This window comes from Streptomyces sp. NPDC088817, from assembly GCF_044750345.1.
Classification (GTDB): domain Bacteria; phylum Actinomycetota; class Actinomycetes; order Streptomycetales; family Streptomycetaceae; genus Streptomyces.
This window is the reverse complement of the sequence record NZ_JBIVJN010000018.1, coordinates 103,876-124,421: the sequence shown is the minus strand read 5'-3', so window position 1 is coordinate 124,421 and position 20,546 is coordinate 103,876. Positions and strand designations below refer to the sequence as shown.

General features: G+C 74.0%; 23 protein-coding genes. 18 read left to right on the top strand and 5 right to left on the bottom strand.

The annotated features are described in order from the left end of the window. Positions 1-74: 74 nt before the first annotated feature. From ACIP4X_RS28885 to ACIP4X_RS28825, 13 genes are all read left to right on the top strand, one after another. Positions 75-566, top strand: a complete 492-nt coding sequence (locus ACIP4X_RS28885) for a phage holin family protein (RefSeq protein WP_401351301.1) — start codon at positions 75-77, stop codon at positions 564-566. Between the two features lie 920 nt (positions 567-1,486). Beyond that, complete coding sequence (locus ACIP4X_RS28880; RefSeq protein WP_401351299.1) at positions 1,487-3,067, top strand: FAD-dependent oxidoreductase; 1,581 nt, start codon at positions 1,487-1,489, stop codon at positions 3,065-3,067. Continuing rightward, on the top strand, positions 3,064-4,911 hold the full coding sequence (locus ACIP4X_RS28875; protein WP_401351297.1) for a transketolase: 1,848 nt from the start codon (positions 3,064-3,066) through the stop codon (positions 4,909-4,911). The genes ACIP4X_RS28880 and ACIP4X_RS28875 overlap by 4 nt, the downstream gene beginning before the upstream one ends. Positions 4,912-5,054: 143 nt before the next feature. Beyond that, the gene (locus ACIP4X_RS28870; RefSeq protein ID WP_401351295.1) at positions 5,055-5,384 is read left to right on the top strand and encodes a gas vesicle protein; all 330 of its coding nucleotides are present in this window, start codon (positions 5,055-5,057) and stop codon (positions 5,382-5,384) included. A gap of 148 nt (positions 5,385-5,532) precedes the next feature. Further along, complete coding sequence (locus tag ACIP4X_RS28865) at positions 5,533-5,964, top strand: gas vesicle structural protein GvpA (protein ID WP_358730073.1); 432 nt, start codon at positions 5,533-5,535, stop codon at positions 5,962-5,964. Further along, positions 5,961-6,737, top strand: a complete 777-nt coding sequence (locus tag ACIP4X_RS28860; RefSeq protein ID WP_358730074.1) for a GvpL/GvpF family gas vesicle protein — start codon at positions 5,961-5,963, stop codon at positions 6,735-6,737. The genes ACIP4X_RS28865 and ACIP4X_RS28860 overlap by 4 nt, the downstream gene beginning before the upstream one ends. A 4-nt stretch (positions 6,738-6,741) precedes the next feature. Continuing rightward, entirely contained in the window at positions 6,742-7,005 is a 264-nt protein-coding gene (locus ACIP4X_RS28855; protein WP_326805001.1) for a gas vesicle protein GvpG, read from the top strand. Next, positions 7,002-7,733, top strand: a complete 732-nt coding sequence (locus tag ACIP4X_RS28850; protein WP_401351292.1) for a hypothetical protein — start codon at positions 7,002-7,004, stop codon at positions 7,731-7,733. The genes ACIP4X_RS28855 and ACIP4X_RS28850 overlap by 4 nt, the downstream gene beginning before the upstream one ends. Further along, entirely contained in the window at positions 7,730-8,863 is a 1,134-nt protein-coding gene (locus tag ACIP4X_RS28845; RefSeq protein ID WP_358730076.1) for an SRPBCC family protein, read from the top strand. The genes ACIP4X_RS28850 and ACIP4X_RS28845 overlap by 4 nt, the downstream gene beginning before the upstream one ends. Continuing rightward, positions 8,860-9,273: a gas vesicle protein GvpJ gene (locus ACIP4X_RS28840; protein WP_391454970.1), complete on the top strand. Its 414-nt coding sequence runs from the start codon at positions 8,860-8,862 to the stop codon at positions 9,271-9,273. Before ACIP4X_RS28845 ends, ACIP4X_RS28840 begins: the two co-directional genes overlap by 4 nt. After that, complete coding sequence (locus ACIP4X_RS28835) at positions 9,270-10,028, top strand: GvpL/GvpF family gas vesicle protein (protein ID WP_358730078.1); 759 nt, start codon at positions 9,270-9,272, stop codon at positions 10,026-10,028. The genes ACIP4X_RS28840 and ACIP4X_RS28835 overlap by 4 nt, the downstream gene beginning before the upstream one ends. Further along, positions 10,025-10,210 (top strand): gas vesicle protein, encoded by a 186-nt coding sequence (locus ACIP4X_RS28830; RefSeq protein ID WP_100566620.1) that lies wholly within the window; start codon positions 10,025-10,027, stop codon positions 10,208-10,210. Before ACIP4X_RS28835 ends, ACIP4X_RS28830 begins: the two co-directional genes overlap by 4 nt. A 17-nt stretch (positions 10,211-10,227) precedes the next feature. After that, positions 10,228-10,491, top strand: a complete 264-nt coding sequence (locus ACIP4X_RS28825) for a gas vesicle protein K (protein ID WP_263638605.1) — start codon at positions 10,228-10,230, stop codon at positions 10,489-10,491. A 6-nt stretch (positions 10,492-10,497) separates the two neighbouring features. Here the strand turns inward: ACIP4X_RS28825 and ACIP4X_RS28820 are convergent, their stop codons facing one another. Both ACIP4X_RS28820 and ACIP4X_RS28815 read right to left on the bottom strand, forming a co-directional pair. Then, positions 10,498-11,316 carry a class I SAM-dependent methyltransferase gene (locus ACIP4X_RS28820; protein ID WP_358730080.1) on the bottom strand — a complete coding sequence of 273 codons (819 nt, stop codon included), beginning with the start codon at positions 11,314-11,316 and terminating at the stop codon, positions 10,498-10,500. A gap of 128 nt (positions 11,317-11,444) precedes the next feature. Then, positions 11,445-12,938: a phosphatase PAP2 family protein gene (locus tag ACIP4X_RS28815; protein WP_358730081.1), complete on the bottom strand. Its 1,494-nt coding sequence runs from the start codon at positions 12,936-12,938 to the stop codon at positions 11,445-11,447. 111 nt (positions 12,939-13,049) lie between these two features. Here ACIP4X_RS28815 and ACIP4X_RS28810 point away from each other — a divergent pair, with 111 nt between their 5' ends. Together ACIP4X_RS28810 and ACIP4X_RS28805 are read left to right on the top strand one after the other, a co-directional pair. After that, positions 13,050-13,703, top strand: coding sequence for a histidine phosphatase family protein (locus ACIP4X_RS28810; protein WP_358730082.1), 654 nt, complete (start codon positions 13,050-13,052; stop codon positions 13,701-13,703). Positions 13,704-13,745: 42 nt separating this feature from the next. Further along, the gene (locus tag ACIP4X_RS28805; protein ID WP_358730083.1) at positions 13,746-15,365 is read left to right on the top strand and encodes an ATP-binding cassette domain-containing protein; all 1,620 of its coding nucleotides are present in this window, start codon (positions 13,746-13,748) and stop codon (positions 15,363-15,365) included. Between the two features lie 25 nt (positions 15,366-15,390). On the opposite strand, the gene ACIP4X_RS28800 is transcribed toward ACIP4X_RS28805, so the two are convergent. Continuing rightward, positions 15,391-16,506: a Vms1/Ankzf1 family peptidyl-tRNA hydrolase gene (locus ACIP4X_RS28800; protein ID WP_358730084.1), complete on the bottom strand. Its 1,116-nt coding sequence runs from the start codon at positions 16,504-16,506 to the stop codon at positions 15,391-15,393. Between the two features lie 87 nt (positions 16,507-16,593). On the opposite strand from ACIP4X_RS28800, the gene ACIP4X_RS28795 reads away from it, so the two are divergent. Beyond that, entirely contained in the window at positions 16,594-16,842 is a 249-nt protein-coding gene (locus ACIP4X_RS28795) for a DUF6158 family protein (RefSeq protein ID WP_358730170.1), read from the top strand. 24 nt (positions 16,843-16,866) lie between these two features. On the opposite strand, the gene ACIP4X_RS28790 is transcribed toward ACIP4X_RS28795, so the two are convergent. Together ACIP4X_RS28790 and ACIP4X_RS28785 are read right to left on the bottom strand one after the other, a co-directional pair. Next, the gene (locus tag ACIP4X_RS28790) at positions 16,867-17,409 is read right to left on the bottom strand and encodes a type 1 glutamine amidotransferase domain-containing protein (protein ID WP_358730085.1); all 543 of its coding nucleotides are present in this window, start codon (positions 17,407-17,409) and stop codon (positions 16,867-16,869) included. Between the two features lie 589 nt (positions 17,410-17,998). After that, entirely contained in the window at positions 17,999-18,400 is a 402-nt protein-coding gene (locus tag ACIP4X_RS28785) for a DUF2795 domain-containing protein (RefSeq protein WP_358730086.1), read from the bottom strand. Positions 18,401-18,713: 313 nt separating this feature from the next. Here ACIP4X_RS28785 and ACIP4X_RS28780 point away from each other — a divergent pair, with 313 nt between their 5' ends. Together ACIP4X_RS28780 and ACIP4X_RS28775 are read left to right on the top strand one after the other, a co-directional pair. Next, positions 18,714-19,508: an RNA polymerase sigma factor SigF gene (locus ACIP4X_RS28780; RefSeq protein WP_358730087.1), complete on the top strand. Its 795-nt coding sequence runs from the start codon at positions 18,714-18,716 to the stop codon at positions 19,506-19,508. Between the two features lie 243 nt (positions 19,509-19,751). Further along, entirely contained in the window at positions 19,752-20,528 is a 777-nt protein-coding gene (locus ACIP4X_RS28775; RefSeq protein WP_391454969.1) for a hypothetical protein, read from the top strand. Positions 20,529-20,546: the final 18 nt, after the last annotated feature.

Sequence of the window (20,546 nt, the reverse complement as noted above, 5' to 3'; positions counted from 1 at the left end):
GGGTGGCCGGGGAGGTGATCCCTTCACCGGATCGCCCGGTGTTATGCGTACGTGTGTGCGGGTACCCGCGGTGCATGAAGGGCTTGGATCATTTGGAGCACTTGGACAAGGAACTGGTCGACGAGCTGGCACAGGTGGCGCGCGAGACGGTGCGCGACGAACTGCGCGAGCAGACGCGCAGGCAGCGGCGCACCGCGACGCTGTACGCGGCGTCCGGCGCCGTCGCCCTGTACGCGGGCGCGGCCGTCGCACTCGCCGTGGGGCTGGCCCTCGCGATCGGGCTGCCCGGCTGGGCGGCCGCGCTGGTCACCGCGGTGATCCTGGGCGCGGCAGCCTACGCACTGCGCGAGGCCGCCCGCCCATCGGCGTCCCACCCCACGCCGGGCCACGGCACGGGCGCCCACGCGACGGGCGCCACAGGCGCCGCCGGCCGAGCCACGGGTACGCCCGGCGGGGCGGCGGGCGCGGCCTACCCGCCCACACCGCCGGTCCCGCCCGCGCCCCCGGCGGGGATGCCCCGCCCGGACCACCCCGGGGAGGACCCCGGACCGCAGCACCGGGCCTGACACCCGTCCCGCCCCGCGTGGGCGGAGCCCGGGACGCCCGCGCTGATGCATCGCGGCGATCCCGGGCGCGGCGACCTACGCTGCCCGAGGCCACCGCACGTCGGCGCCACACCCCGCACCGAACCCGGCACGCACTTCGCGTCCGGCCCCGGCACGGGCGGCCCAGCCGACGGGCAGCACGGGCGCTGCCGACGGCGGGTGATGCGGTATCCCGCCACGCCGCCGGTCCCGCCCGCGCCTCCGGCTGGGCGCCCGCTTGAGGTCGGCTTGGGTCGCAGGGCGGCGCCCGGCACGCCGGCGGGCGACTGGCGTGGGGTCCACCGTGGGCGTAGCGCGTCGGCTGGGCTTTACGCCCGCCATTGGTCCGCGGCGCGGGCCGCGTCTGCGGCCGGGTCGTTGGGCCGGGGCGGGGCAGTCGCGCTCACTGGCGCGCGGAACGTCCCGCGCGCTCGACCTCAGACCGAAGCCCCGAGCCTTACACCCCGTCCCGCTTTCCGCGGGCGGAGTTCGGGACGCATGTGGCAGAGCGCCCGCTCGTGGCGGGGCGCTCGCGCAACGGGCTGTGCGTCCGGCCCGAGAACGAACCAGCGGGCGCGTTCCCGTGGGCGGAGCGGGGGACGCATCGAGGTCGGTTACGGGTGGCGTCCTCGCGCGCAGCGTGCCCAGGCGGGGCGGCCCGCCCGGGTCCGGCTCGGATCGCCTTGGCGCAGCGCGCCGGTCATGTGGGCTCTGCGCCCGCACGGCGGCGGTGCGCCCGCTTGTCGGCAGGCGGCGGGCGTCTGCTTGTGGCCTACCGAACTTCTGTCCGCGGGGCCCGGTCCGTCCCCCGCCGCGGCCCCCGGAGGTGGAAGTTTGGGGGGTTTGGGTGGGGGGACGCGGAAGGTTCCGTACCTGGTACGCGACCGCGACGGAGGCGAACCGTGAGTCGACCCCGCATCGTGATCGTCGGTGCCGGCTTCGCCGGCTTCCGTGTGGCCCGGACCCTGTCGAGGATGTCCCGGGGCAAGGCCGACATCACCCTGCTGAACCCGACCGACTACTTCCTGTACCTGCCCCTGCTGCCTCAGGTCGCCGCGGGCATCCTGGAGCCGCGCCGCACCGCCCTCTCCCTCGCCGGCTCGCTGCGCCACGTACGGCTGGTCCTCGGCGAGGCCGACGGCATCGACCTGGACGCACGCACCGTGCACTACACCGACCCCGAGGGCGGCGAGGGCACCCTGGCCTACGACCGGCTGGTGCTGGCCGTAGGCAGCGTCAACAAGCTGCTGCCGATCCCCGGCGTCGCCGAGCACGCGCACGGCTTCCGCGGTCTGCCCGAGGCCCTGTACCTGCGGGACCACATGACCCGCCAGATCGAACTGGCCGGCAGTGAGGACGACCCCGAGACCTGCGCGGCCCGCTGCACGTTCGTCGTCGTGGGCGCCGGTTACACCGGCACCGAGGTCGCCGCGCACGGGATGATGTACACCGGCTCACTGGTGCGCCGGCATCCGCCCCGGCGGGACGTCCGGCCGCGCTGGCTGCTGCTGGACATCGCGCCCCGGGTCCTGCCCGAGCTGGACGAACGGCTCTCGGCCACCGCCGACCGCGTACTGCGGCGGCGCGGCGTCGAGGTGCGCATGGGCACCTCCGTGAAGGAGGCCACGCACGAGGGCGTGCTGCTGACGGACGGCGAGTTCGTCCGCAGCCGCACGCTCGTGTGGTGCGTCGGCGTACGGCCCGATCCGGTCGTGGAGAACACCGGGCAGCCGCTGGAGAAGGGGCGGCTCGTCGTCGACCCCTACCTCCAGGTACCGGGGCGGCCGGAGGTGTTCGCGTGCGGGGACGCCGCCGCCGTGCCCGACCTGGACAACCCCGGCCGGTACACCCCGATGACCGCCCAGCACGCCTGGCGGCAGGGCAGGACCGCCGCGGTCAACGTCGCCGCCTCACTCGGCGTCGGCGAGGCCCGCCCCTACCGCCACCGCGACCTGGGCTTCGTGGTGGACCTGGGCGGTGCGCAGGCCGCCGCGGACCCGCTCGGGGTTCCGCTGTCCGGGCCGGTGGCCGGCGCGGTCACCCGCGGCTACCACCTCGCGGCGATGCCCGGGAACCGGGTCCGGGTGGCCGCGGACTGGCTGCTGGACGCCGTACTGCCGCGCCAGTCCGTCCAGTTGGGCCTCGTACGGTCCTGGTCCGTGCCCCTGGACACGGCCTCCCCGGAGCTGGCACGGGTGCCGGGCGGCCCCGAACAGCGGGCGAGGCCCCCGGCCGGCAAGGGAGCGGGCGCGCCGACCGACGCCGGGGGCGGTCCGCCCGAAGACGCCGACCGCGGTCCGTCCGGGCAGTCCCACGGGGCTGGTCCGTCCCACGGGGCCGGCGACGCGTCCGCTCCCGCGTCCGCGCGGAGCAGCCCGGCCGGTGAGCCCGCGAGCGGCGCTCCCGGTCACGGGACCGCCGGGAGTCACCCCGCCCCCGGCCCGGTCAAGCGAGACGACATTCCTGCGGAAGGAGACTCATGAACACCGACGAACTCGTCGAACTCGGCCAGCAGCTCCGCGTCGACAGCGTGCGCGCCGCCGCCGCGGCGGGCTCCGGGCACCCCACGTCCTCCATGTCCGCCGCCGACATCATGGCGGTCCTGCTGGCGAACCATCTCCGCTACGACTTCGACCGGCCCGAGCACCCCGGCAACGACCGCTTCGTCCTGTCCAAGGGGCACGCCTCCCCGCTGCTGTACTCCGCCTACAAGGCGGCGGGCGCCATCGACGACGAGGAACTGCTCACCTTCCGCAAGCTGGGCAGCCGGCTGGAGGGCCACCCCACCCCGCAACGGCTGCCGTGGGTGGAGACCGCCACCGGATCCCTCGGCCAGGGCCTGCCCATCGGCGTCGGGATCGCGCTCAGCGGCAAGCGCCTCGACCACGCCGACTACCGCGTGTGGGTGCTGTGCGGGGACAGCGAGCTGGCCGAGGGCTCCATCTGGGAGGCCGCCGAGCACGCCGGGTACGAGCACCTGGACAACCTGACCGTGATCCTCGACGTCAACCGGCTCGGCCAGCGCGGCCCCACCCGGCACGGCCACGACCTGGACGCCTACGCCCGCCGCTTCCGCGCCTTCGACTGGCACACGATCGAGATCGAGGGCCACGACGTGGACGCCGTCGACCGCGCCCTCGGCGAGGCGGTCTCCACGAAGGGGCAGCCCACCGCGATCGTCGCCCGCACCTTCAAGGGCCGGGGCGTCAAGGACGCCGAGGACCGCGAGGGCCTGCACGGCAAACCGCTCAAGGACCCCGACGAGGCGATCGAGGAGCTCGGCGGCGTTCGGGACATCCGCGTCCACGTGCACGAGCCCGGCTCGGTCCGTTCGCTGCACGCCGTGGGCGACGGCAACCTCGAACTGCCCCGCTGGGACAAGGGCGAGGAGGTCGCCACCCGCGACGCCTACGGGCAGGCGCTCGCCGCGCTCGGCACCGCCCGCGGCGACGTGGTGGCCCTCGACGGCGAGGTCGGCGACTCCACCCGCGCGGAGTTCTTCGCCAAGGAGCACCCCGAGCGCTACTTCGAGTGCTACATCGCCGAACAGCAGATGGTCGCCGCCGCCGTGGGAATGGCCCGGCGCGGCTGGGTGCCGTACGCCTCGACGTTCGCGGCCTTCCTGACCCGCGCGCACGACTTCGTGCGGATGGCCGCCGTCAGCGGCTCCGGCATCAACCTCAACGGCTCCCACGCGGGCACCGCGATCGGCCAGGACGGACCCAGCCAGATGGGCCTGGAGGACCTGGCGATGATGCGCGCCGTGCACGGCTCGACCGTGCTCTACCCGTGTGACGCCAACCAGACCGCCGAGCTCGTGGCGCGGACGGCCGACCTGGACGGCGTCCGCTATCTGCGCACCTCGCGCGGGGCCGGCCCGGTGCTCTACGGGCCCGAGGAGGAGTTCCCGGTGGGCGGCAGCAAGGTGCTGCGCTCCTCCGCGCGGGACCGGCTGACCGTCGTCGCCGCGGGTGTCACCCTGCACGAGGCGCTCGCCGCCGCGGACATGCTCGGCCGGGACGGCATCGCGGTCCGGGTGATCGACCTTTACTCCGTCAAGCCGGTCGACCGGGAGACGCTCCGGAGGGCCGCCGAGGACACCGGCTGCCTGCTCACCGTGGAGGACCACCACCCGGAGGGCGGCCTCGGCGACGCCGTGCTCGACGCCTTCACCGACGGACGCCCGGTGCCGCGTCTGGTGCGGCTCGCCGTCCGGAACATGCCGGGCTCGGCCTCGCCCGCCGAGCAGCTGCACGCCGCGGGCATCGACGCCGAGTCGATCGCGGCCGCCGCGCGGCTGCTGGTGGAGGAGGCGGTCGTGCGATGAGTGACGGGAGTGGCGAGAGTGACCCGCGCACGGTTCGCACCGGCCGCGCACCCCGTGGATCCCGCCCCCGTGTGTGAGGGACGTCCGCGCTCGCGCAGGTTTGGTCGTGGAGGTTGCGGCCACCCGAAGGAGAAGAGGTGGCCATGGTGAAGAAGGACAACACCGCGGAGTCGCAGGGCTCGGGAGAGCCGGTGTCCCGGCCGCGGCCGATGGAGGTGCTGCGTGAGGCGCGGGCCCAGTTCGCCGAGCTGACGGGTCTGAGCCCCGAGTCGGTCACGACCTTCGAGCAGACGGAGGACGGCTGGTCGCTGGAGATCGAGGTCCTGGAACTGGCCCGGGTGCCGGACACCATGAGTCTCATGGCGAGCTACCAGGTCGAACTCGACCCGGAGGGGCAGCTCACCGGCTACCGGCGGCTGCACCGCTACGAACGCGGACGCGCCGACGCCCGCCGCTCGGGCGGCGGCCGCTGAGGCCGGACCCGGCCCACGACCGCGCCCGGACGCCCCACGCCCGAAGACCCCACACAGACAGAGTCCCCGCGGAACAGACCCTCAACGGAACAGACCCTCAACGGAACAGACCCTCATACGCAGACAACAGACGAGGAGTGCGGTTGGCATGACCGTTGTCCCGGCACAGACGTCCGGCGGCGGAGGCGGCAGCAGCGGCCTGTACGACGTCCTGGAACTCGTTCTCGACAGGGGGCTGGTGATCGACGCGTTCGTGCGCGTCTCGCTGGTCGGTATCGAGATCCTGAAGATCGACGTGCGGGTCGTCGTCGCGAGCGTCGACACCTACCTGCGCTTCGCCGAGGCCTGCAACCGGCTCGATCTCGAAGCGGGCCCCCGCAAGGCTCCGGGCCTGCCCGATCTGGTGGGCGAGGTCACCGAGTCCGGCGCGCGCGGCAAGACGAAGGGGGCGTTGTCGGGCGCGGCACAGACCGTTTCCGACGCCTTCCAGCAGGCCCGTGACGAGCGCTCGGGTGAGGGCGAGGGGCGGCCCAGGGCGCGCAAGGCGGCGCCGGCCCGCCGGAAGGAGGAGCAGGAGTGAGCACGTATGTGTACGGGATCACGGCCGCCTCGGATGTGTCCTCGCTGCCCGAGGAGTTGGGCGGGGTGGGTGAGCCGGCGCGGCCGGTGCGGGTGCTGACGGCGAGTGGACTGGCCGCGGTGGTCAGTGACGCGCCGGAGGGGTTGCGGCCCAAGCGGCGGGACCTGCTGGCGCATCAGGCGGTGCTCAGTGAGGTGGGCGGCGCGGGCGGCTGTGTGCTGCCGATGCGGTTCGGCAGTGTCGCTCCGGACGACGACGCGGTCACGGGTGTGCTCACCGAGCGTGCCGAGCACTACCGGGAGCGGTTGGAGGCGTTGGAGGGCAGGGTCGAGTACAACGTGAAGGGCAGTCATGACGAGGACGCGGTGCTGCACCGGGTGATGGCCGAGAACCCGGAGATCCGAGGCATGGCCGAGGCCAACCGGCGTGCGGGTGGCGGTAGTTACGAGGACAAGATCCGCCTCGGCGAGATGGTCGCCGCTGCCGTGCAGGCCCGTGAGGCGGAGGACGCCCGCGAGGTGGTGCACGCTCTGGAGCCGCTCGCCGCCGCGGTCAGCGACGGCCCGCCGTCCACCGGCTGGCTGGTCAACACGTCGTTCCTGGTGGACCGGGAGGCGGCGGAGGAGTTCGTGACCGCCGTCGAGCGGGCCCGCAAGGACCTGCCCCACCTCGATCTGCGCGTCAACGGGCCCCTGCCGCCGTACAGCTTCGTCGAACCCGGCCCCGCCGAGCCCGCGAGCACCACGGCGGGGGCCGACGCGGGAGCGGAGTGACGCCATGGGACTCATCTCCGAGGTGTTGCTGCTGCCGCTCGCACCGGCGCGCGCAAGCGGCTGGGCGATCAGGCAGGTACTGCGCGAAGCCGAGCGCATCTACTACGACCCGGCCACGGTACGGGCTGAACTGGCGCGGTTGGAAGAGCAGTTGGAGGCGAGCGAGATAACCGAGGAGGAATACGACCGCCGGGAGGACGAGCTCCTGGACCGGCTGGAGACCGGCATGCGCGGGGGCCCGGGGACAGGTGAGGGGACGGCACGATGAATCGAGTGGCACTCGGCCTCGCGGTAGGGGCCGGCTACCTCCTGGGACGGACCAAGAAAGCGAAATTCGCCCTCGCCGTGGGCAGCATGGTGGCGGGCAAGAAGCTGAACCTCGGTCCGCGCGGAATCGCGGACCTGGTCAACCAGCAGCTGATGAACAACCCACAGTTCAAGGAGATCGGGGACCAGCTGCGCCAGGAACTGCGGGGCGTCGGCAAGGCGGCCTCGGGGGCCCTGGTCGAGCGGCAGATGACCGCGCTCGCCGACCGGCTGCACGAGCGGACCGCGCAGGTCCGTGACGAAGTCGCAGGCGTCGTGCCGCAACCTGACGAGGGGGAGAACGAGGAGGAGACCCGAGGGGAGAGCGAGGAGGAGACCGAGGGGGAAGACGGGTACGAGGACCGGGAGGGCCGCGAGGCCGAGGAGGAGACCGGGGGCGAGGCCGGGGACCAGGGTGCACCGGCGCGGAAGGAAGCGGCGAGGAAGGCCCCCGCGAAGGAGGGGCCGACGAAGAGGGCGCCCACCAGGCAGACCGCGAAGAAGGCATCGGCGGACGCGCCGGCCGGGAAGGAAGCGGCGAGGAAGGCGCCCGCGAAGAAGGCCCCCGCCAAGAAGGCGGCGGCGACGAAGGCCGCGGCAGGCAGGACGGCCGCGAAGAAGACCGCCGCTCCCGGCGGCGCGACCCGTGCCGCCCGCTCCCGGCGGCCGAAGGGTGGTGGTGACCGATGACCGAGGCACTCGGATCCGCGACCTCCGCCGCCGGCAGTGCGGCGGCCGGCGCGGCGAAGGGCAATCCGCTGGGCGACCTCGCCCACAGCGAGGCCGCCGACCGTCTCAAGGCCGAGGTGCGGGACTATCTCGCCGCCCAGGCCCAGCGGCTGCTGGCCGGCTTCGGCCACAAGCTCGGCGAGACCACCGGCAAGCTGAACGACATCGCCGAGGGCAACAGCCCCGGCTTCGCCAAGCTGGCCCTCGACGCCGGCCGCAAGGTCGCCGAGGGCAAGGGGCCGCTGCGTTCGGTCCTGGAAATGGGCGCCTCCCGTGCCAAGGACAGCGTCATGGGCGCGCTCAAGAACCTCGGAGGCGGCGGGAGCAAGCGCAAGCGCGGCGGGGGCAACAAGCCCGTCGTCATCATCGAGTCCGTCGATGTCGGCGTGCCGCTGCGTACCGCCTACGACCAGTGGACGCAGTACCAGGACTTCAGCACCTTCGCCAAGGGCGTCAAGAGCGCGAGCCGCGCCGACGACACCCACTCCGACTGGCAGCTGAAGGTGTTCTGGTCCAGCCGGAGCTGGAAGGCCCAGACCACCGAGCAGGTGCCCGACCAGCGCATCCAGTGGACGTCGGAGGGCGCCAAGGGCACCACGAAGGGCGTCGTCTCCTTCCACCGTCTCGACGAGAACCTCACCCGGGTCCTGCTGGTCATGGAGTACTACCCCAGCGGCTTCTTCGAGAAGACCGGCAACATCTGGCGGGCCCAGGGCCGCCGCGCCCGACTGGACCTGAAGAACTACGTCCGCTTCATCACCCTCAAGGGGGAGGCCGAGGACAGCTGGCGCGGTGAGATCCGCGACGGCGAAGTCGTCCGCAGCCACGAGGACGCGGTCGCGGAGGAGGAGCGGGAGGCCGCCGAGAGGGACGAGGAGCCGGACGAGGAAGAGGGCCCGTACGCCGAGGAGGAGAACGGCGAGTACGAGGAAGAGGAGGAAGAGCCGGAGGACGACGCCGAGGAGCAGCCGGAGGGAGAGTACGAGGACGAGGGCGAGTACGAGCCGGAGGAAGAGGCCGAGGGCGAGGAAGAGCCCGAGGAAGAAGAAGAGGAAGAGCCCGAGTACGCCGAGGGCAGGGGCCGCCGATGACGACGCCCAGCCGACTGCCCGAACCGTACGGCTCGAGCAGCGGGGCCAACCTCGCCGACATTCTCGAGCGCGTGCTCGACAAGGGCATCGTCATCGCGGGCGACATCCGCATCAACCTGCTCGACATCGAACTGCTCACCATCAAGCTCCGGCTCGTCGTCGCCTCGGTCGACAAGGCCAAGGAGATGGGTATCGACTGGTGGGAGAGCGACCCGGCGCTCTCCTCCCGCGCCCGTCGCGACGAGCTCGCCCGGGAGAACGCCGAGCTGCGCGAGCGGCTGGCGCGACTGGAGGAACTGGAGCTGGACCGCGGCCGCCGCGAACCGGACCACCTGGACCGCGGCCGGGCGGACCGGGACCGTGACCGGGGCCGCGCGGATCAGGATCGCGCCCGCAAGGAGGAACGATGACCGGACTGCGGTACGTCTACGCCGTCTGCCGGCCCCTCGGCGCACCCCTCCAGGCGCAGCTCACCGGGGTGGCGGGCGCTCCGGCGAAGCAGCTCAACCACCACGGCCTGGTCGCCGTCGTCAGCGAGGTGCCCGAGCGCGACTTCGCCGAGGAGCCGCTGCACGCCCATCTGGAGGACCTCGACTGGCTCGCCGCCACCGCCCGCGCCCACCAGGGCGTCGTCGACGCGCTGACCGTCGTCACCACACCGCTGCCGCTCAGGCTCGCCACCGTCTTCCGCGACGACAGCGCCGTACGCTCGATGATCGAGGCCCGCGAGGAGCACATCCGCCGCACTCTGGACCGGCTGGAGGGGCGCGTGGAGTGGGGCGTGAAGATCTACGCCGAGACCGAGCAGCCCGAGCGGGCCGCGCAGCCCGCGTCGAAGGCGGCCTCCGGCCGGGACTACCTGAGGCAGCGGCGGCAGCAGACGCGGGCCGGGGAGGACCTGTGGCAGAAGGCGGAGGCCTTCGCCACCCAGCTGCACGAGCAGCTCTCCGCCTTCGCCGAGGAGTCCCGGCTGCACGCCCCCCAGAACCCCGCCCTCTCCGGCGCGGCGGGGCGCAACGTGCTGAACGCCGCCTACCTGGTGCCGCGCGGGGAATCCGAGGAGTTCGTGGAACTCGTGGACCGCGCCAAGGACGACGTACCGGGGCTGCGCGTGGAACTCACCGGACCGTGGGCGGCGTACTCCTTCGCGGGGGAGGAGACATGACGGTCGTCGAACGCCGGGAGATCGCCCTGGTCGACCTGCTCGACCGGCTGCTGGCCGGCGGTGTCGTCATCACCGGGGACATCACCCTGCGCATCGCCGACGTGGACCTCGTCCGCATCGACCTGAACGCGCTGATCAGCTCGGTGAACGCCCAAGTGCCGTCGCCCTTCGAGGAGCAGTAGTGGCCCCGCGCAAGCACATGGACCTGGAACCCGACACCGTCGAGCGTGACCTCGTGAAACTCGTGCTCACCGTCGTGGAACTGCTGCGCCAGCTCATGGAGCGGCAGGCGCTGCGCCGCTTCGACGAGGGGGACCTGAGCGAGGAGCAGGAGGAGCGGATCGGCCTCACGCTCATGCTCCTGGAGGACCGCATGGCCGAGCTGCGCGACCGCTACGGGCTGCGGCCCGAGGACCTGAACCTCGACCTCGGACCGCTGGGACCCCTGCTTCCCCGGGAGTAGTGGGGGTCAGGCCTCCTTGCGGCACAGGATCTCCCCGTGCAGGACCGCGAACCAGCCGTCGTGCCGCCCGCCCCACTCCCGCCACGCCGCCGAAACGGTCCGCAGCCGGTCCTCGGTCGCGTGTCCGCCGTCGACGGCGCGCCCGGCGTACGCCGACGCCAGGGTGCGGTCGGCCCAGAGCCCGCTCCACCAGGCGCGCTCGTCCTCGGTGGCGTAGGTCCAGGTGCTGGAGCCCGCCGTGACGTCGGTGAAGCCGGCCTCCAGCGCCCAGGACCGCAGCCGGCGTCCGGCGTCCGGCTCACCGCCGTTGGCGCGGGCGACCCGCCGGTACAGGTCGAGCCAGTCGTCCAGGCCTTCGACCCGCGGGTACCAGCTCATGGCCGCGTAGTCCGCGTCGCGCACGGCGACGTACCCGCCCGGCTTCGTCACCCGCCGCATCTCGCGCAGCGCCTGCACGGGGTCGCCCACGTGCTGGAGCACCTGGTGGGCGTGGACCACGCAGAACGTGTCGTCGGGATGGTCGAGGGCGTGGACGTCGGCCACCGCGAAGTCGACGTTGGTCAGACCCCGCCCGGCGGCCGTGGCCCGGGCCTGCTCCAGGACGCCGGGCGCCCGGTCGACACCCGTGACGTGCCCCTGGGGGACCAGGGCCGCCAGGTCGGCGGTGATGGTGCCGGGGCCGCAGCCGATGTCGAGGATCCGCATGTGGGGCCGCAGCGAGCCGAGCAGGTAGGCCGCGGAGTTGGCGGCGGTGCGCCAGGTGTGCGAACGCAGCACGGACTCGTGGTGACCGTGCGTGTAGACGGCCGTCTCCCGCTTCGGCATGGCTGTACCCCTTCTCGTCCCCTGATCCCGTGGGGCCCGCGGCCCCGGGCGGCACGGATCACGGTACGCCTCCGTGCCGGATGGTGAGACCCAGGTTTCAGGATCCGAGACGGATGCTGGGTGGGCGGTCAGCCGCGGGGGAGCGGCCGGTACACCGCCAGCGCCTCGGGCAGCTTCTCCAGCCACAGTTCGTCCGCCACCTCCATCACCTCGCCGTCGTGGGCGAGCAGGGTGCCGGGCGCGACACCGGTCAGACGCAGCCGGGCCACCTGGACCGCCGCGTGGGCCGGGGACCGCGTCAGGGGGCCGGCCAGGGCCGCGGACAGCAGGCGCAGGGCCGGCCTGCGGCCCCCGTGCACCACCCGGACGTCGAGCTTTCCGTCCGTCAGGTCGAGCCGGCGGCCCAGCGCGAGCCCTCTGCGGTGGTAGGTGCCGTTCCCGGCGAACAGCAGCCACAGCGGGTGGGTGTGGCCCTCCACCACCGCCCGCAGCGGATGGCGGTCGGCGCGCAGCACCTTCAGCGCCGCCAGCACCCCGGCCGGCCAGGTGCCGATCCGGCCCGCCAGGCGGTCGCGCCGGCGTACCAGCTCCGGGTACACACCGAGGCTGAAGGTGTTGAGGAAGACGCCCCGCTTGTTCCCGGAGCGGAAGCGGCCCACGTCGACGCGGACTCCGTGACCTTGCTCCACGGCCCGGGCCAGGGCCCGCGCGTCCTCCACGCCCAGATCGAGGGCGAAGTGGTTCAGGGTGCCGCCGGGCAGCACCGCGAGCGGCAGGCCGCGGCCCAGGGCGACCTCGGCGGCCGTGTTGACGGTGCCGTCGCCGCCGCACACCCCGAGCACCCGGGCGCGGTCCGCCGCCTTCTCCAGCTCGGCCCGGACATCCTCCGGCCCGCACTCGACGACCTCCGCCTCGGGCAGTAGGTCCCCGAGCGCACCGGCGCGGTCCGCGGTGCCCGAGGCCCGGTTGGCCACGAGGACCAGGCCCTTGCCGCCGGGCAGCGGCGGCAGGTCGGCGCGGGAGCGGGCAGGCGGGTCCGTCTGCGCGCGGGTGGGCACCAGGGCCCGGGCCGCGAACGCGACGCCCGCCCCCAGCGCGGCGCCCGCCAGCACATCGCTCGGGAAGTGGACGCCGGTGTAGACACGCGAGAGCGCGACCGACGCGGCGACCGGGGCCACCGCAGCCCCCCAGGCCGGGGACTCCAGGGCGACGCCCGTCGCGAAGGCGGCCGCGGACGCCGCGTGCCCGGACGGGAAGGACGTGGTGAACGGCTGCCGCTTGAGCCGGCGCATGAGCGGGACGGGGTCCAGGGCCGGCCGGTCGCGGCGCACCGAGCGCTTGCCGATCGTGTTGACGGTCAGGGACGCCAGGCCCAGCGAGGCCAGGCCGCGGGCCGCCGCGCGGCGGCCCCTCGGGGTGCGGCTCGCGGCGACGGCGGCCGCCACCGCGCACCACAGCACGCCGTGGTTCGCGGCCCGGCTCAGCCTTGGCAGCACCGGCCCCGCGCCGGGCCAGCGGCGCTCGGCCGCGAACTCGAACAACCGGCCGTCCAGGGCCGTAAGACGGTTCAGGAGGGCATGGGCGCCGGTCTTCGCGGCGGTCAGGTCGACGTCTGGGCTCATGGGGGACCGCTTACCCTGAAGTGGCCGTTTCCTGCGTGCGTCGTTTCCGGTGGGCCGTGCGCCAGTGGCCCGGTGTGCGCGGGGTGGCACAGGCCGTCGTAGGGACCCCGCATGCGTCTGCTCCTCATCCGTCACGCCCAGACCCCCTCCAACGTGGGCAGTCTGCTGGACACGCGGATCCCCGGGCCGGGCCTGACCGCGCTCGGCGAACAGCAGGCCGCAGCGCTGCCGCGGGCGCTCGCCGGGGAGGACATCGAGGCGCTCTACGCCTCCACGCTGGTCCGCACCCAGCTCACCGCCCGGCCGCTGGCCGCCGAACGCGGACTCGACGTGAACGTCCGCGACGGCATCCGCGAGGTGTCCGCCGGCGACCTGGAGACGGAGCCGGGCGACTCAGAGCGCGGTTGGACATACATGCGGACACTGCTCGGCTGGGCCGCCGGTGACACCCGGACCCGCATCCCCGGGGGCGAGAGCGGCACCGAGGTGCTGGCCCGCTACGACGCCGTCGTCGCCGAGGCCACCGCGGACGGCGCCGGAACCGTCGCCCTGGTCAGTCACGGCGCGGCCATCCGCCTGTGGACCGCGGTCCGCGTCCGCAACCTCGACGCGGAGTTCGCCGCCACCCACCCCCTGGAGAACACCGGCGTGGTGGTCCTCCAGGGCTCGGCCCGCACCGGATGGACCGCCCTGACGTGGGCGGACGCCCTCGTCACCCCGGCTCGGGAGAGCGGCCCGACCGGACGGCCCGTCGACTTCGGATAAGAGTTTGCCCGGCCCCCGCGGCCGAGGTCAGAATGCCTGACCATGGGACATCTGGAAGCCGCGCACCTGGAGTACGTCCTCCCCGACGGGAGGACGCTGCTCGGCGACGTGTCCTTCCGTGTGGGAGAGGGGGCCGCCGTGGCCCTCGTCGGACCCAACGGCGCGGGCAAGACCACCCTGCTGCGCATGGTCTCCGGCGAGCTGAAGCCGCACGGCGGCACCGTGACCGTCAGCGGCGGCCTCGGTGTGATGCGGCAGTTCGTGGGGTCGGTGCGGGACGAGACGACCGTGCGCGACCTGCTCGTGTCGGTCGCGGCGCCGCGGGTGAGGGAGACGGCGCGGGCCGTCGACGAGGCCGAGCACGCCATCATGACGTCCGACGACGAGGCCGCCCAGCTCCAGTACGCCCAGGCGCTCGCCGACTGGGCGGAGGCGCGCGGCTACGAGGCCGAGACCCTGTGGGACATGTGCACCACGGCCGCGCTCGGCGTGCCCTACGACAAGGCGCAGTGGCGGCTGGTGCGCACCCTGTCGGGCGGCGAGCAGAAGCGGCTGGTCCTGGAGGCGCTGCTGCGCGGCACCGAGGAGGTGCTGCTGCTCGACGAGCCGGACAACTACCTCGACGTGCCCGGCAAGCGCTGGCTGGAGGAGCGGCTGAAGGAGACCCGCAAGACGGTCCTGTTCGTCTCCCACGACCGTGAACTGCTCGCCCGCGCCGCCGACCGGATCGTCTCCCTCGAACCCGGCCCGGCCGGCGCGGACGCCTGGGTGCACGGCGGCGGCTTCGCCACCTACCACGAGGCCCGCCGCGAGCGCTTCGCCCGCTTCGAGGAGCTGCGCAGGCGCTGGGACGAGAAGCACGCGCAGCTGAAGAAGCTGGTGCTGAACCTGCGGCAGGCCGCCACCGTCAGCCATGAACTGGCCTCCCGCTACCAGGCCGCCCAGACCCGGCTGCGCAAGTTCGAGGAGGCCGGGCCGCCGCCGGAGCCGCCGCGCGAGCAGGACATCCGGATGCGCCTGAAGGGCGGCCGCACCGGCGTCCGTGCCGTCACCTGCCAGGGCCTGGAGCTGACCGGCCTGATGCACCCCTTCGACCTGGAGGTCTTCTACGGCGAACGCGTCGCGGTGCTCGGCTCCAACGGCTCCGGCAAGTCGCACTTCCTGCGGCTGCTGGCCGGTGAGGACGTCGCGCACACCGGCATGTGGAAGCTCGGCGCGCGCGTGGTACCCGGGCACTTCGCCCAGACCCACGCCCACCCCGAGCTGATGGGCCGCACCTTGCTGGACATCCTGTGGAAGGAGCACTCCCAGGACCGCGGGGCCGCCATGTCCCGGCTGCGCCGCTACGAACTGACCGGCCAGGCCGAGCAGACCTTCGACCGGCTCTCCGGCGGGCAGCAGGCCCGGTTCCAGATCCTGCTGCTCGAACTGGCGGGCGCCACCGCACTGCTCCTGGACGAGCCGACCGACAACCTCGACCTGGACTCCGCCGAGGCCCTCCAGGAAGGTCTGGAGGCCTTCGAGGGCACCGTCGTCGCGGTCACCCACGACCGCTGGTTCGCCCGCTCCTTCGACCGGTACCTGGTCTTCGGCAGCGACGGCCAGGTCCGCGAGACCCCGGAGCCGGTCTGGGACGAACGGCGGGTGCGGCGGGCGAGGTGACGCACTGCCGCTGCCCCCGGACCCCTCACCTCCAGCGCAGGACGGCGCCCAGGCCGCCCGTCGGCACGTCCTCGCCGGCGGGCACCGCCGGGTCGAGCGACAGGGCCGTGGCGTCCTGGCAGACCGCCGAACGCAGCAGCGCGTCGTCGGCCCGGGCCGGCCAGGAGTCCCGCTCCCCGAGCGTCCTCAGCTCCGTGCGCCGCACGGCGAGCTGGTCGGGGTCCTCGCCGATCCACACCTCGCGGTGGGCGTCGGCGCCGTCCGGGCGGATCAGCAGTTCCTCAAGACGGTGCTCGCGGGCCGCCTCGACCAGCGCGGACACCCCCTCGGCGGCCGCCGACCGGCCCTCGTCGTCGGGTGTACGGGCCGCCCGGAAGCGGTCCAGCCCGGACTCCACCCGCCGGTGCACGTGCTCGGCGCGGAGCCGCTCCACGTCCTCGTCCAGCAGCCGGCTGCCGGTGCCGTGCGCGGCCTCCGCCACCCGGTCGTGCAGCCGCTTCGGCAGCCGCTCGCGCACCTCGCGCCGCTCCCGGTCCTCCCCGACCAGGATCAGCAGGTCCGCGTCCGTCTCCTCCTGGCAGACACTGAGCGCGTCGGCGATCTCCACCGCGTTGTGCTCCCAGGTGTTCTCCACCTTGAGCTGGAAGTGCCGCTCCGACCAGTCCGCGCTCGCCGTCCGGTGGATGGGCCACTCCTGCCCCACCACTTCCCCCGCGTCCTCCCGGCCCAGCGAGCTGCGCAGCTCGAAGTCCGCGCCCCTGCGGTCGAGATAGGCGACGATCGCGACCGGATCCTCGCCCGCCAGGTCGAGGAGCGGCGCCACGCGCGGCAACGGCGCCCACTCCGCCCGGCTGCCGCCCCGCGGCGGACGGGCCAGCAGGGGGTCGAGCACCACCCTGCCGGCCCGCGCGAACAGCACCCGCCCGTGCGGATCGGGCGCGTGGCGCATCTCCCGCACCGCCGCCTCCACCGCACGGCAGGTGGCCTCGTCCGCCCCCTGCCGGGCCAGCTCGCGCCCCATGGCCCGGGCCGTCAGCTCCAGCTGGTGCGCCGTGTCCTCCGCGTGCCGCGAGGTGTCGACGTACACGGAGGCCCATGGACCAGGGTGTTCGTACAGTGGATGCAGAAAGGCGAGATCCATGGCTCCCTCCCGGAGACCGTTCGGTGGTGCCGCACGCCGGGCGGGTACCCGGACCGCAGGTACGAACACGACGAACGGGGCACCACCATGACCGGAGTCGACCCGGGACGGCTGGACGACCAGCAGCTCATGAAGGAGCTGGAGACGATCCACCGCACGCGCCACGACACGCTGCTGTACGGCTCGAACGACGCGCTGCGCGCCCACAACGAGCGCATGGCGCAGCTCGAGGGCGAGTACCTGCGCCGCAATCCGCGCCGCCCGGTCGCCGCCGGCCGCACCCGCGAGGGGGCCCGGGAACGCGGGTGCGGGGAGTCGCCGACTCCCCGCACCTGAAGAACGTCCCGGACGCGTTCGGGTTCAGCCCGCCTTCTCGGTGAGGACGTCGAGGAACGTCTCGCAGAACGCCTTCAGATCGTCCGGCTTGCGGCTGGTGACCAGCTTGTTCGGGCCGTGGTCGCAGACCTTCACCTGCGCGTCGACCCAGATGCCGCCCGCGTTGCGGATGTCCGTGCGCAGACTCGGCCACGAGGTCAGCACCCGGCCCCGTACGACGTCCGCCTCCACCAGCGTCCACGGCGCGTGGCAGATCGCGGCCACCGGGCGCCCCTGCTCGAAGAACGCGCCCACGAAGGCCACCGCCTTCTCGTCCGTCCGCAGGAAGTCCGGGTTGGCCACGCCGCCCGGCAGGACCAGCGCGTCGAAGGAGTCCGGGGAGGTCTCGCCGACGACCGCGTCCACGGGGAAGGTGTCGGCCTTGTCCAGGTGGTCGAAGGCCTGGATCCGCCCGGACTTCGTCGAGACGAGCACGGGCTCGTGACCGGCGTCCTTCGCCGCCTTCCAGGGTTCGGTGAGCTCGACCTGTTCCACACCCTCGGGCGCGGTCAGAAATGCGATGCGCATGATGCCTCAACGTCCTTTCGCCGTCCCGGGGACGGGCGTTGCCGTCCTCGGAACGCTCTTCTCTCTTCGCCTCGCCCGCCACACGGAGGCGTCCGCACCGCCGTCCGCCCGGTCCGCGCTGCGTCCGCCCGGTCCGCGCTGCGTCCGCCCGGTCCGCGCTGCGTGCGATCCGGCCGCCGCGCTGGGCGTCTGCCCGTGACGCTGGGCGTCTGCCCGTGACCGGGCGTCTGCCCGTGACCGGGCGTCTGTCCGTCACGCCGGGCGTCGGCCCGTGTTGCCAGGTGTCGGCCTGTCACGCCGGGCGTCTGCCCGTCACGCCAGATGTGGGCCGGTCGCGGCGGGGAGCGCCGTGGCCGGACGCCGGTGTGACATGCGGGGCCCGTCGTGGCGCCCGCCGGCTCGGGCCCTGTGCGCGAGCCCGGGCGTGCCCGGCCTGGACGCGTAGGCCCGGACGGGGCGGCCTGGGCGCCAGGGTCCGGGTCGGGCCCCGAGGCGTGCCTGTCGCGGCGTCCGCCGGCTCGGGTCCGGTGCGTGAGCCCCGGCGTGTCGGCCTGGGCACGTGGCCCCGGGCGCGGCGGCCTGGGCCCGGCTAGGGGCGGTCCTCCCGTGTGGGCCGCTCGTTGTGCGTCAGTTCCCGGGCCAGCTCCTGCACATTGGCGTAGCGCGCCTTGTTCGGCAGTCGCTGGAGCGCCTCGATCAGCGTGTCGGGGGCGTTCTTGCGCCGCAGCTCGCGGGCCAGTTCGCCCGGACCCGCGGGAAAGGCGCTGCGGCCCAGGATCCTGGCCAGTTCCAGACGCACGGTCTCCAGGGACGCCCGGGAGCCGCCCGGCGCCACCGGTCCGCCCCACACCTCCGGGTCGTCCTCGGCGGTCGGCTCCGGGTCGTGCCACTCCTCGCTCCGCGTGGGATGGCCGGACCTGAGCAGCCCCTGCAGCTCGTGCTTCATCTCGTCGTCACGGTGGACACTCAGCCGGTCACTGCCTCGCTGCATGTCTCCCTCCAGATCGTCGGGGGTGGCCACCGCGTACCCGTGCGCGGCGAGCCGACACCGCTTTTCCGGGACGGGATGAAGGCCGGATGCGGCCGGTGCGTCGGCCGCCGCGCAGGGCCGTCCGGGTGCGGCGCGCGGGCGCCGTGTTTGGGCGCCCGGCACCGGGGGCAGGCGCGGACCCAGTGCTTCGGACCGTAGGCACGCCCGTGGGAGCGGCGCAACGCGCCGCCGGGGCGCGGCCTGCCCGGTTCACGTGCCCGCACTCCCACGGTGACCGCCCACCCGAGAGGACTGCGAGGGAGCTGCGACGCCCATGGCAACGCGAGCGAGCGCCAGGCACCACCCCCACGACGACGCCCCCGACACCGAGGAAGCCTTCCGCCGGCTCGCCACGCTTCCGCCTGGCCCGCGGCGCAACGAGCTGCGCGACGAGATAGTGGAAGCCTGGCTGCCGATGGCCGAACGGCTGGCCGGCCGGTTCCGCAGCCGCGGCGAGAGCTCCGAGGACCTGCGCCAGGTCGCCGCGCTCGGCCTGGTCAAGGCCGTCGACCGCTACGACCCCGACCGCGGGAACGCCTTCGAGAGCTACGCCGTGCCCACCATCACCGGTGAGATCAAACGGCACTTCCGCGACCACATGTGGACCGTGCACGTACCGCGCCGGGTGCAGGAACTGCGCAACCGGGTCCGCTTCGCCTCCCAGGACCTGTCCCGGACGATCTCCGGCCGCGGCCCCACTCTCGCGGAGATCGCCGAGCACGCCCACCTCAGCGAGGAGGAGGTGCGGGTCGGCCTCGAGGCGCTGGAGAGCTTCACCGCCCTCTCGCTGGACGCGGAGCTGTCCGGCAGCGAGGACGGGTACTCCCTGGGCGACTGCCTGGGCTCCTCCGACCCCGCCCTGGACACCGTCGTGGACCGCGAGTCCGTCAAGCCGCGGCTGGCGGCGCTGCCCGAACGGGAGCGGGCCATCCTGTACATGCGGTTCTTCAGCGACATGACCCAGAGCAGCATCGCCGAACAGCTCGGCATCTCGCAGATGCATGTGTCCCGCCTGATCAGCCGGTGCTGCGACCGGTTGCGGGAGCAGGTGATGCGGGAGGGCGTGTAGACGGGGGCCGCCGTCCGGGGCGGGCAGGCGGGGCTGGGCGGCGGCAGCGGCCGGACGCGTGTCGTGCCGTCGTCGTCGGGCCATGGCCTCGGCGCCCGCGCCGACCTCGGGCGTCACCCGATAGGCCGTTGGTGTCCCGCTAATGGGGCTCGGCCGCGCGCGACCCGCGGCCCCAGCGGCTGTGATGGCAGCGAGGGCGCGAACCCGTGCCGTCAGCAGCCGCCGGTCCGAGGAGCCCCGCTCATGCGCCGTACCGTCACCCGCGCCCTGCCCGTCGCCGTCCTGGCCGGAGTCATCGCGGGCGGGGCCGCATCGGCCGCTCTGGCGAGCCCGGCGGCACAGCCCCACCCGCCCGCCGAGGGCGCCGTCGCCACCATGGCGTGCGCCCCGGCCGACGCCGCCACCTCTCGCGCCACTGCGGAGACCTGCGCACCGGCTTCCGTGTCCGGCACGAGCCGATACGGTGCGAGGTCCGTACCCCGGTCCACCGTGGCTCCGTCCGCCCCCGGCGCGGTCCGTGAAGCGAGGGCGGCGGCGCCCGTGGAAGCGTCGCAGGATCCGGTTCTGGCGGACGCGTCGGCCAATGATCCTTCCCGTCCCCAGGCCGCGCGGACTCCGCCCCTCGACCCGGGTGCGGGCCGGTCCGCGCGGACCCCGCCCCGTGACCCCGCCCCCGGGCTGTCCGCGCAGGGCTCTCCCCGTGAGCCAGGACCCGGACCCGCCTCGCGCAACACCGCTCGTGACGTCCCGTCCTACGACCCGTCCCGGGCCCAGGTCGCGCCCGATCTCAATGGGGGTGCCTCCCCCGAACCCTCCCGCCCGCAGGAGTCACGGGAGCCGTCCCGGGGGCCGTCCGCCGCCGACGTGGACCGGGACCCGGCCCAGCACGGGGTGCAGGCCGGTTCGGGCGGGTCGTTCACCGCGTCCCTGCCCGCGCTGATCGGCGGCGGCGCGCTGATCCTCGCGGCGCTCGGCGGAGCGGTTCACCGGGCGTGGCGGCGCGGCCGGACCGGCGGCTGACCGGCCGGGCGGTCTCCG

Bases quoted from the DNA above. Each gene is read 5' to 3' on its own strand.
- ACIP4X_RS28780 (WP_358730087.1), top strand. From the start codon at position 18,714: ATGGCAACGCGAGCGAGCGCCAGGCACCACCCCCACGACGACGCCCCC.
- ACIP4X_RS28875 (WP_401351297.1), top strand. From the start codon at position 3,064: ATGAACACCGACGAACTCGTCGAACTCGGCCAGCAGCTCCGCGTCGAC.
- ACIP4X_RS28825 (WP_263638605.1), top strand. From the start codon at position 10,228: ATGGACCTGGAACCCGACACCGTCGAGCGTGACCTCGTGAAACTCGTG.
- ACIP4X_RS28815 (WP_358730081.1), bottom strand. From the start codon at position 12,938: ATGAGCCCAGACGTCGACCTGACCGCCGCGAAGACCGGCGCCCATGCC.
- ACIP4X_RS28785 (WP_358730086.1), bottom strand. From the start codon at position 18,400: ATGCAGCGAGGCAGTGACCGGCTGAGTGTCCACCGTGACGACGAGATG.
- ACIP4X_RS28820 (WP_358730080.1), bottom strand. From the start codon at position 11,316: ATGCCGAAGCGGGAGACGGCCGTCTACACGCACGGTCACCACGAGTCC.
- ACIP4X_RS28810 (WP_358730082.1), top strand. From the start codon at position 13,050: ATGCGTCTGCTCCTCATCCGTCACGCCCAGACCCCCTCCAACGTGGGC.
- ACIP4X_RS28850 (WP_401351292.1), top strand. From the start codon at position 7,002: ATGAATCGAGTGGCACTCGGCCTCGCGGTAGGGGCCGGCTACCTCCTG.
- ACIP4X_RS28800 (WP_358730084.1), bottom strand. From the start codon at position 16,506: ATGGATCTCGCCTTTCTGCATCCACTGTACGAACACCCTGGTCCATGG.
- ACIP4X_RS28845 (WP_358730076.1), top strand. From the start codon at position 7,730: ATGACCGAGGCACTCGGATCCGCGACCTCCGCCGCCGGCAGTGCGGCG.
- ACIP4X_RS28775 (WP_391454969.1), top strand. From the start codon at position 19,752: ATGCGCCGTACCGTCACCCGCGCCCTGCCCGTCGCCGTCCTGGCCGGA.
- ACIP4X_RS28840 (WP_391454970.1), top strand. From the start codon at position 8,860: ATGACGACGCCCAGCCGACTGCCCGAACCGTACGGCTCGAGCAGCGGG.
- ACIP4X_RS28805 (WP_358730083.1), top strand. From the start codon at position 13,746: ATGGGACATCTGGAAGCCGCGCACCTGGAGTACGTCCTCCCCGACGGG.
- ACIP4X_RS28835 (WP_358730078.1), top strand. From the start codon at position 9,270: ATGACCGGACTGCGGTACGTCTACGCCGTCTGCCGGCCCCTCGGCGCA.
- ACIP4X_RS28790 (WP_358730085.1), bottom strand. From the start codon at position 17,409: ATGCGCATCGCATTTCTGACCGCGCCCGAGGGTGTGGAACAGGTCGAG.
- ACIP4X_RS28885 (WP_401351301.1), top strand. From the start codon at position 75: ATGAAGGGCTTGGATCATTTGGAGCACTTGGACAAGGAACTGGTCGAC.
- ACIP4X_RS28870 (WP_401351295.1), top strand. From the start codon at position 5,055: ATGGTGAAGAAGGACAACACCGCGGAGTCGCAGGGCTCGGGAGAGCCG.
- ACIP4X_RS28795 (WP_358730170.1), top strand. From the start codon at position 16,594: ATGACCGGAGTCGACCCGGGACGGCTGGACGACCAGCAGCTCATGAAG.
- ACIP4X_RS28865 (WP_358730073.1), top strand. From the start codon at position 5,533: ATGACCGTTGTCCCGGCACAGACGTCCGGCGGCGGAGGCGGCAGCAGC.
- ACIP4X_RS28830 (WP_100566620.1), top strand. From the start codon at position 10,025: ATGACGGTCGTCGAACGCCGGGAGATCGCCCTGGTCGACCTGCTCGAC.
- ACIP4X_RS28855 (WP_326805001.1), top strand. From the start codon at position 6,742: ATGGGACTCATCTCCGAGGTGTTGCTGCTGCCGCTCGCACCGGCGCGC.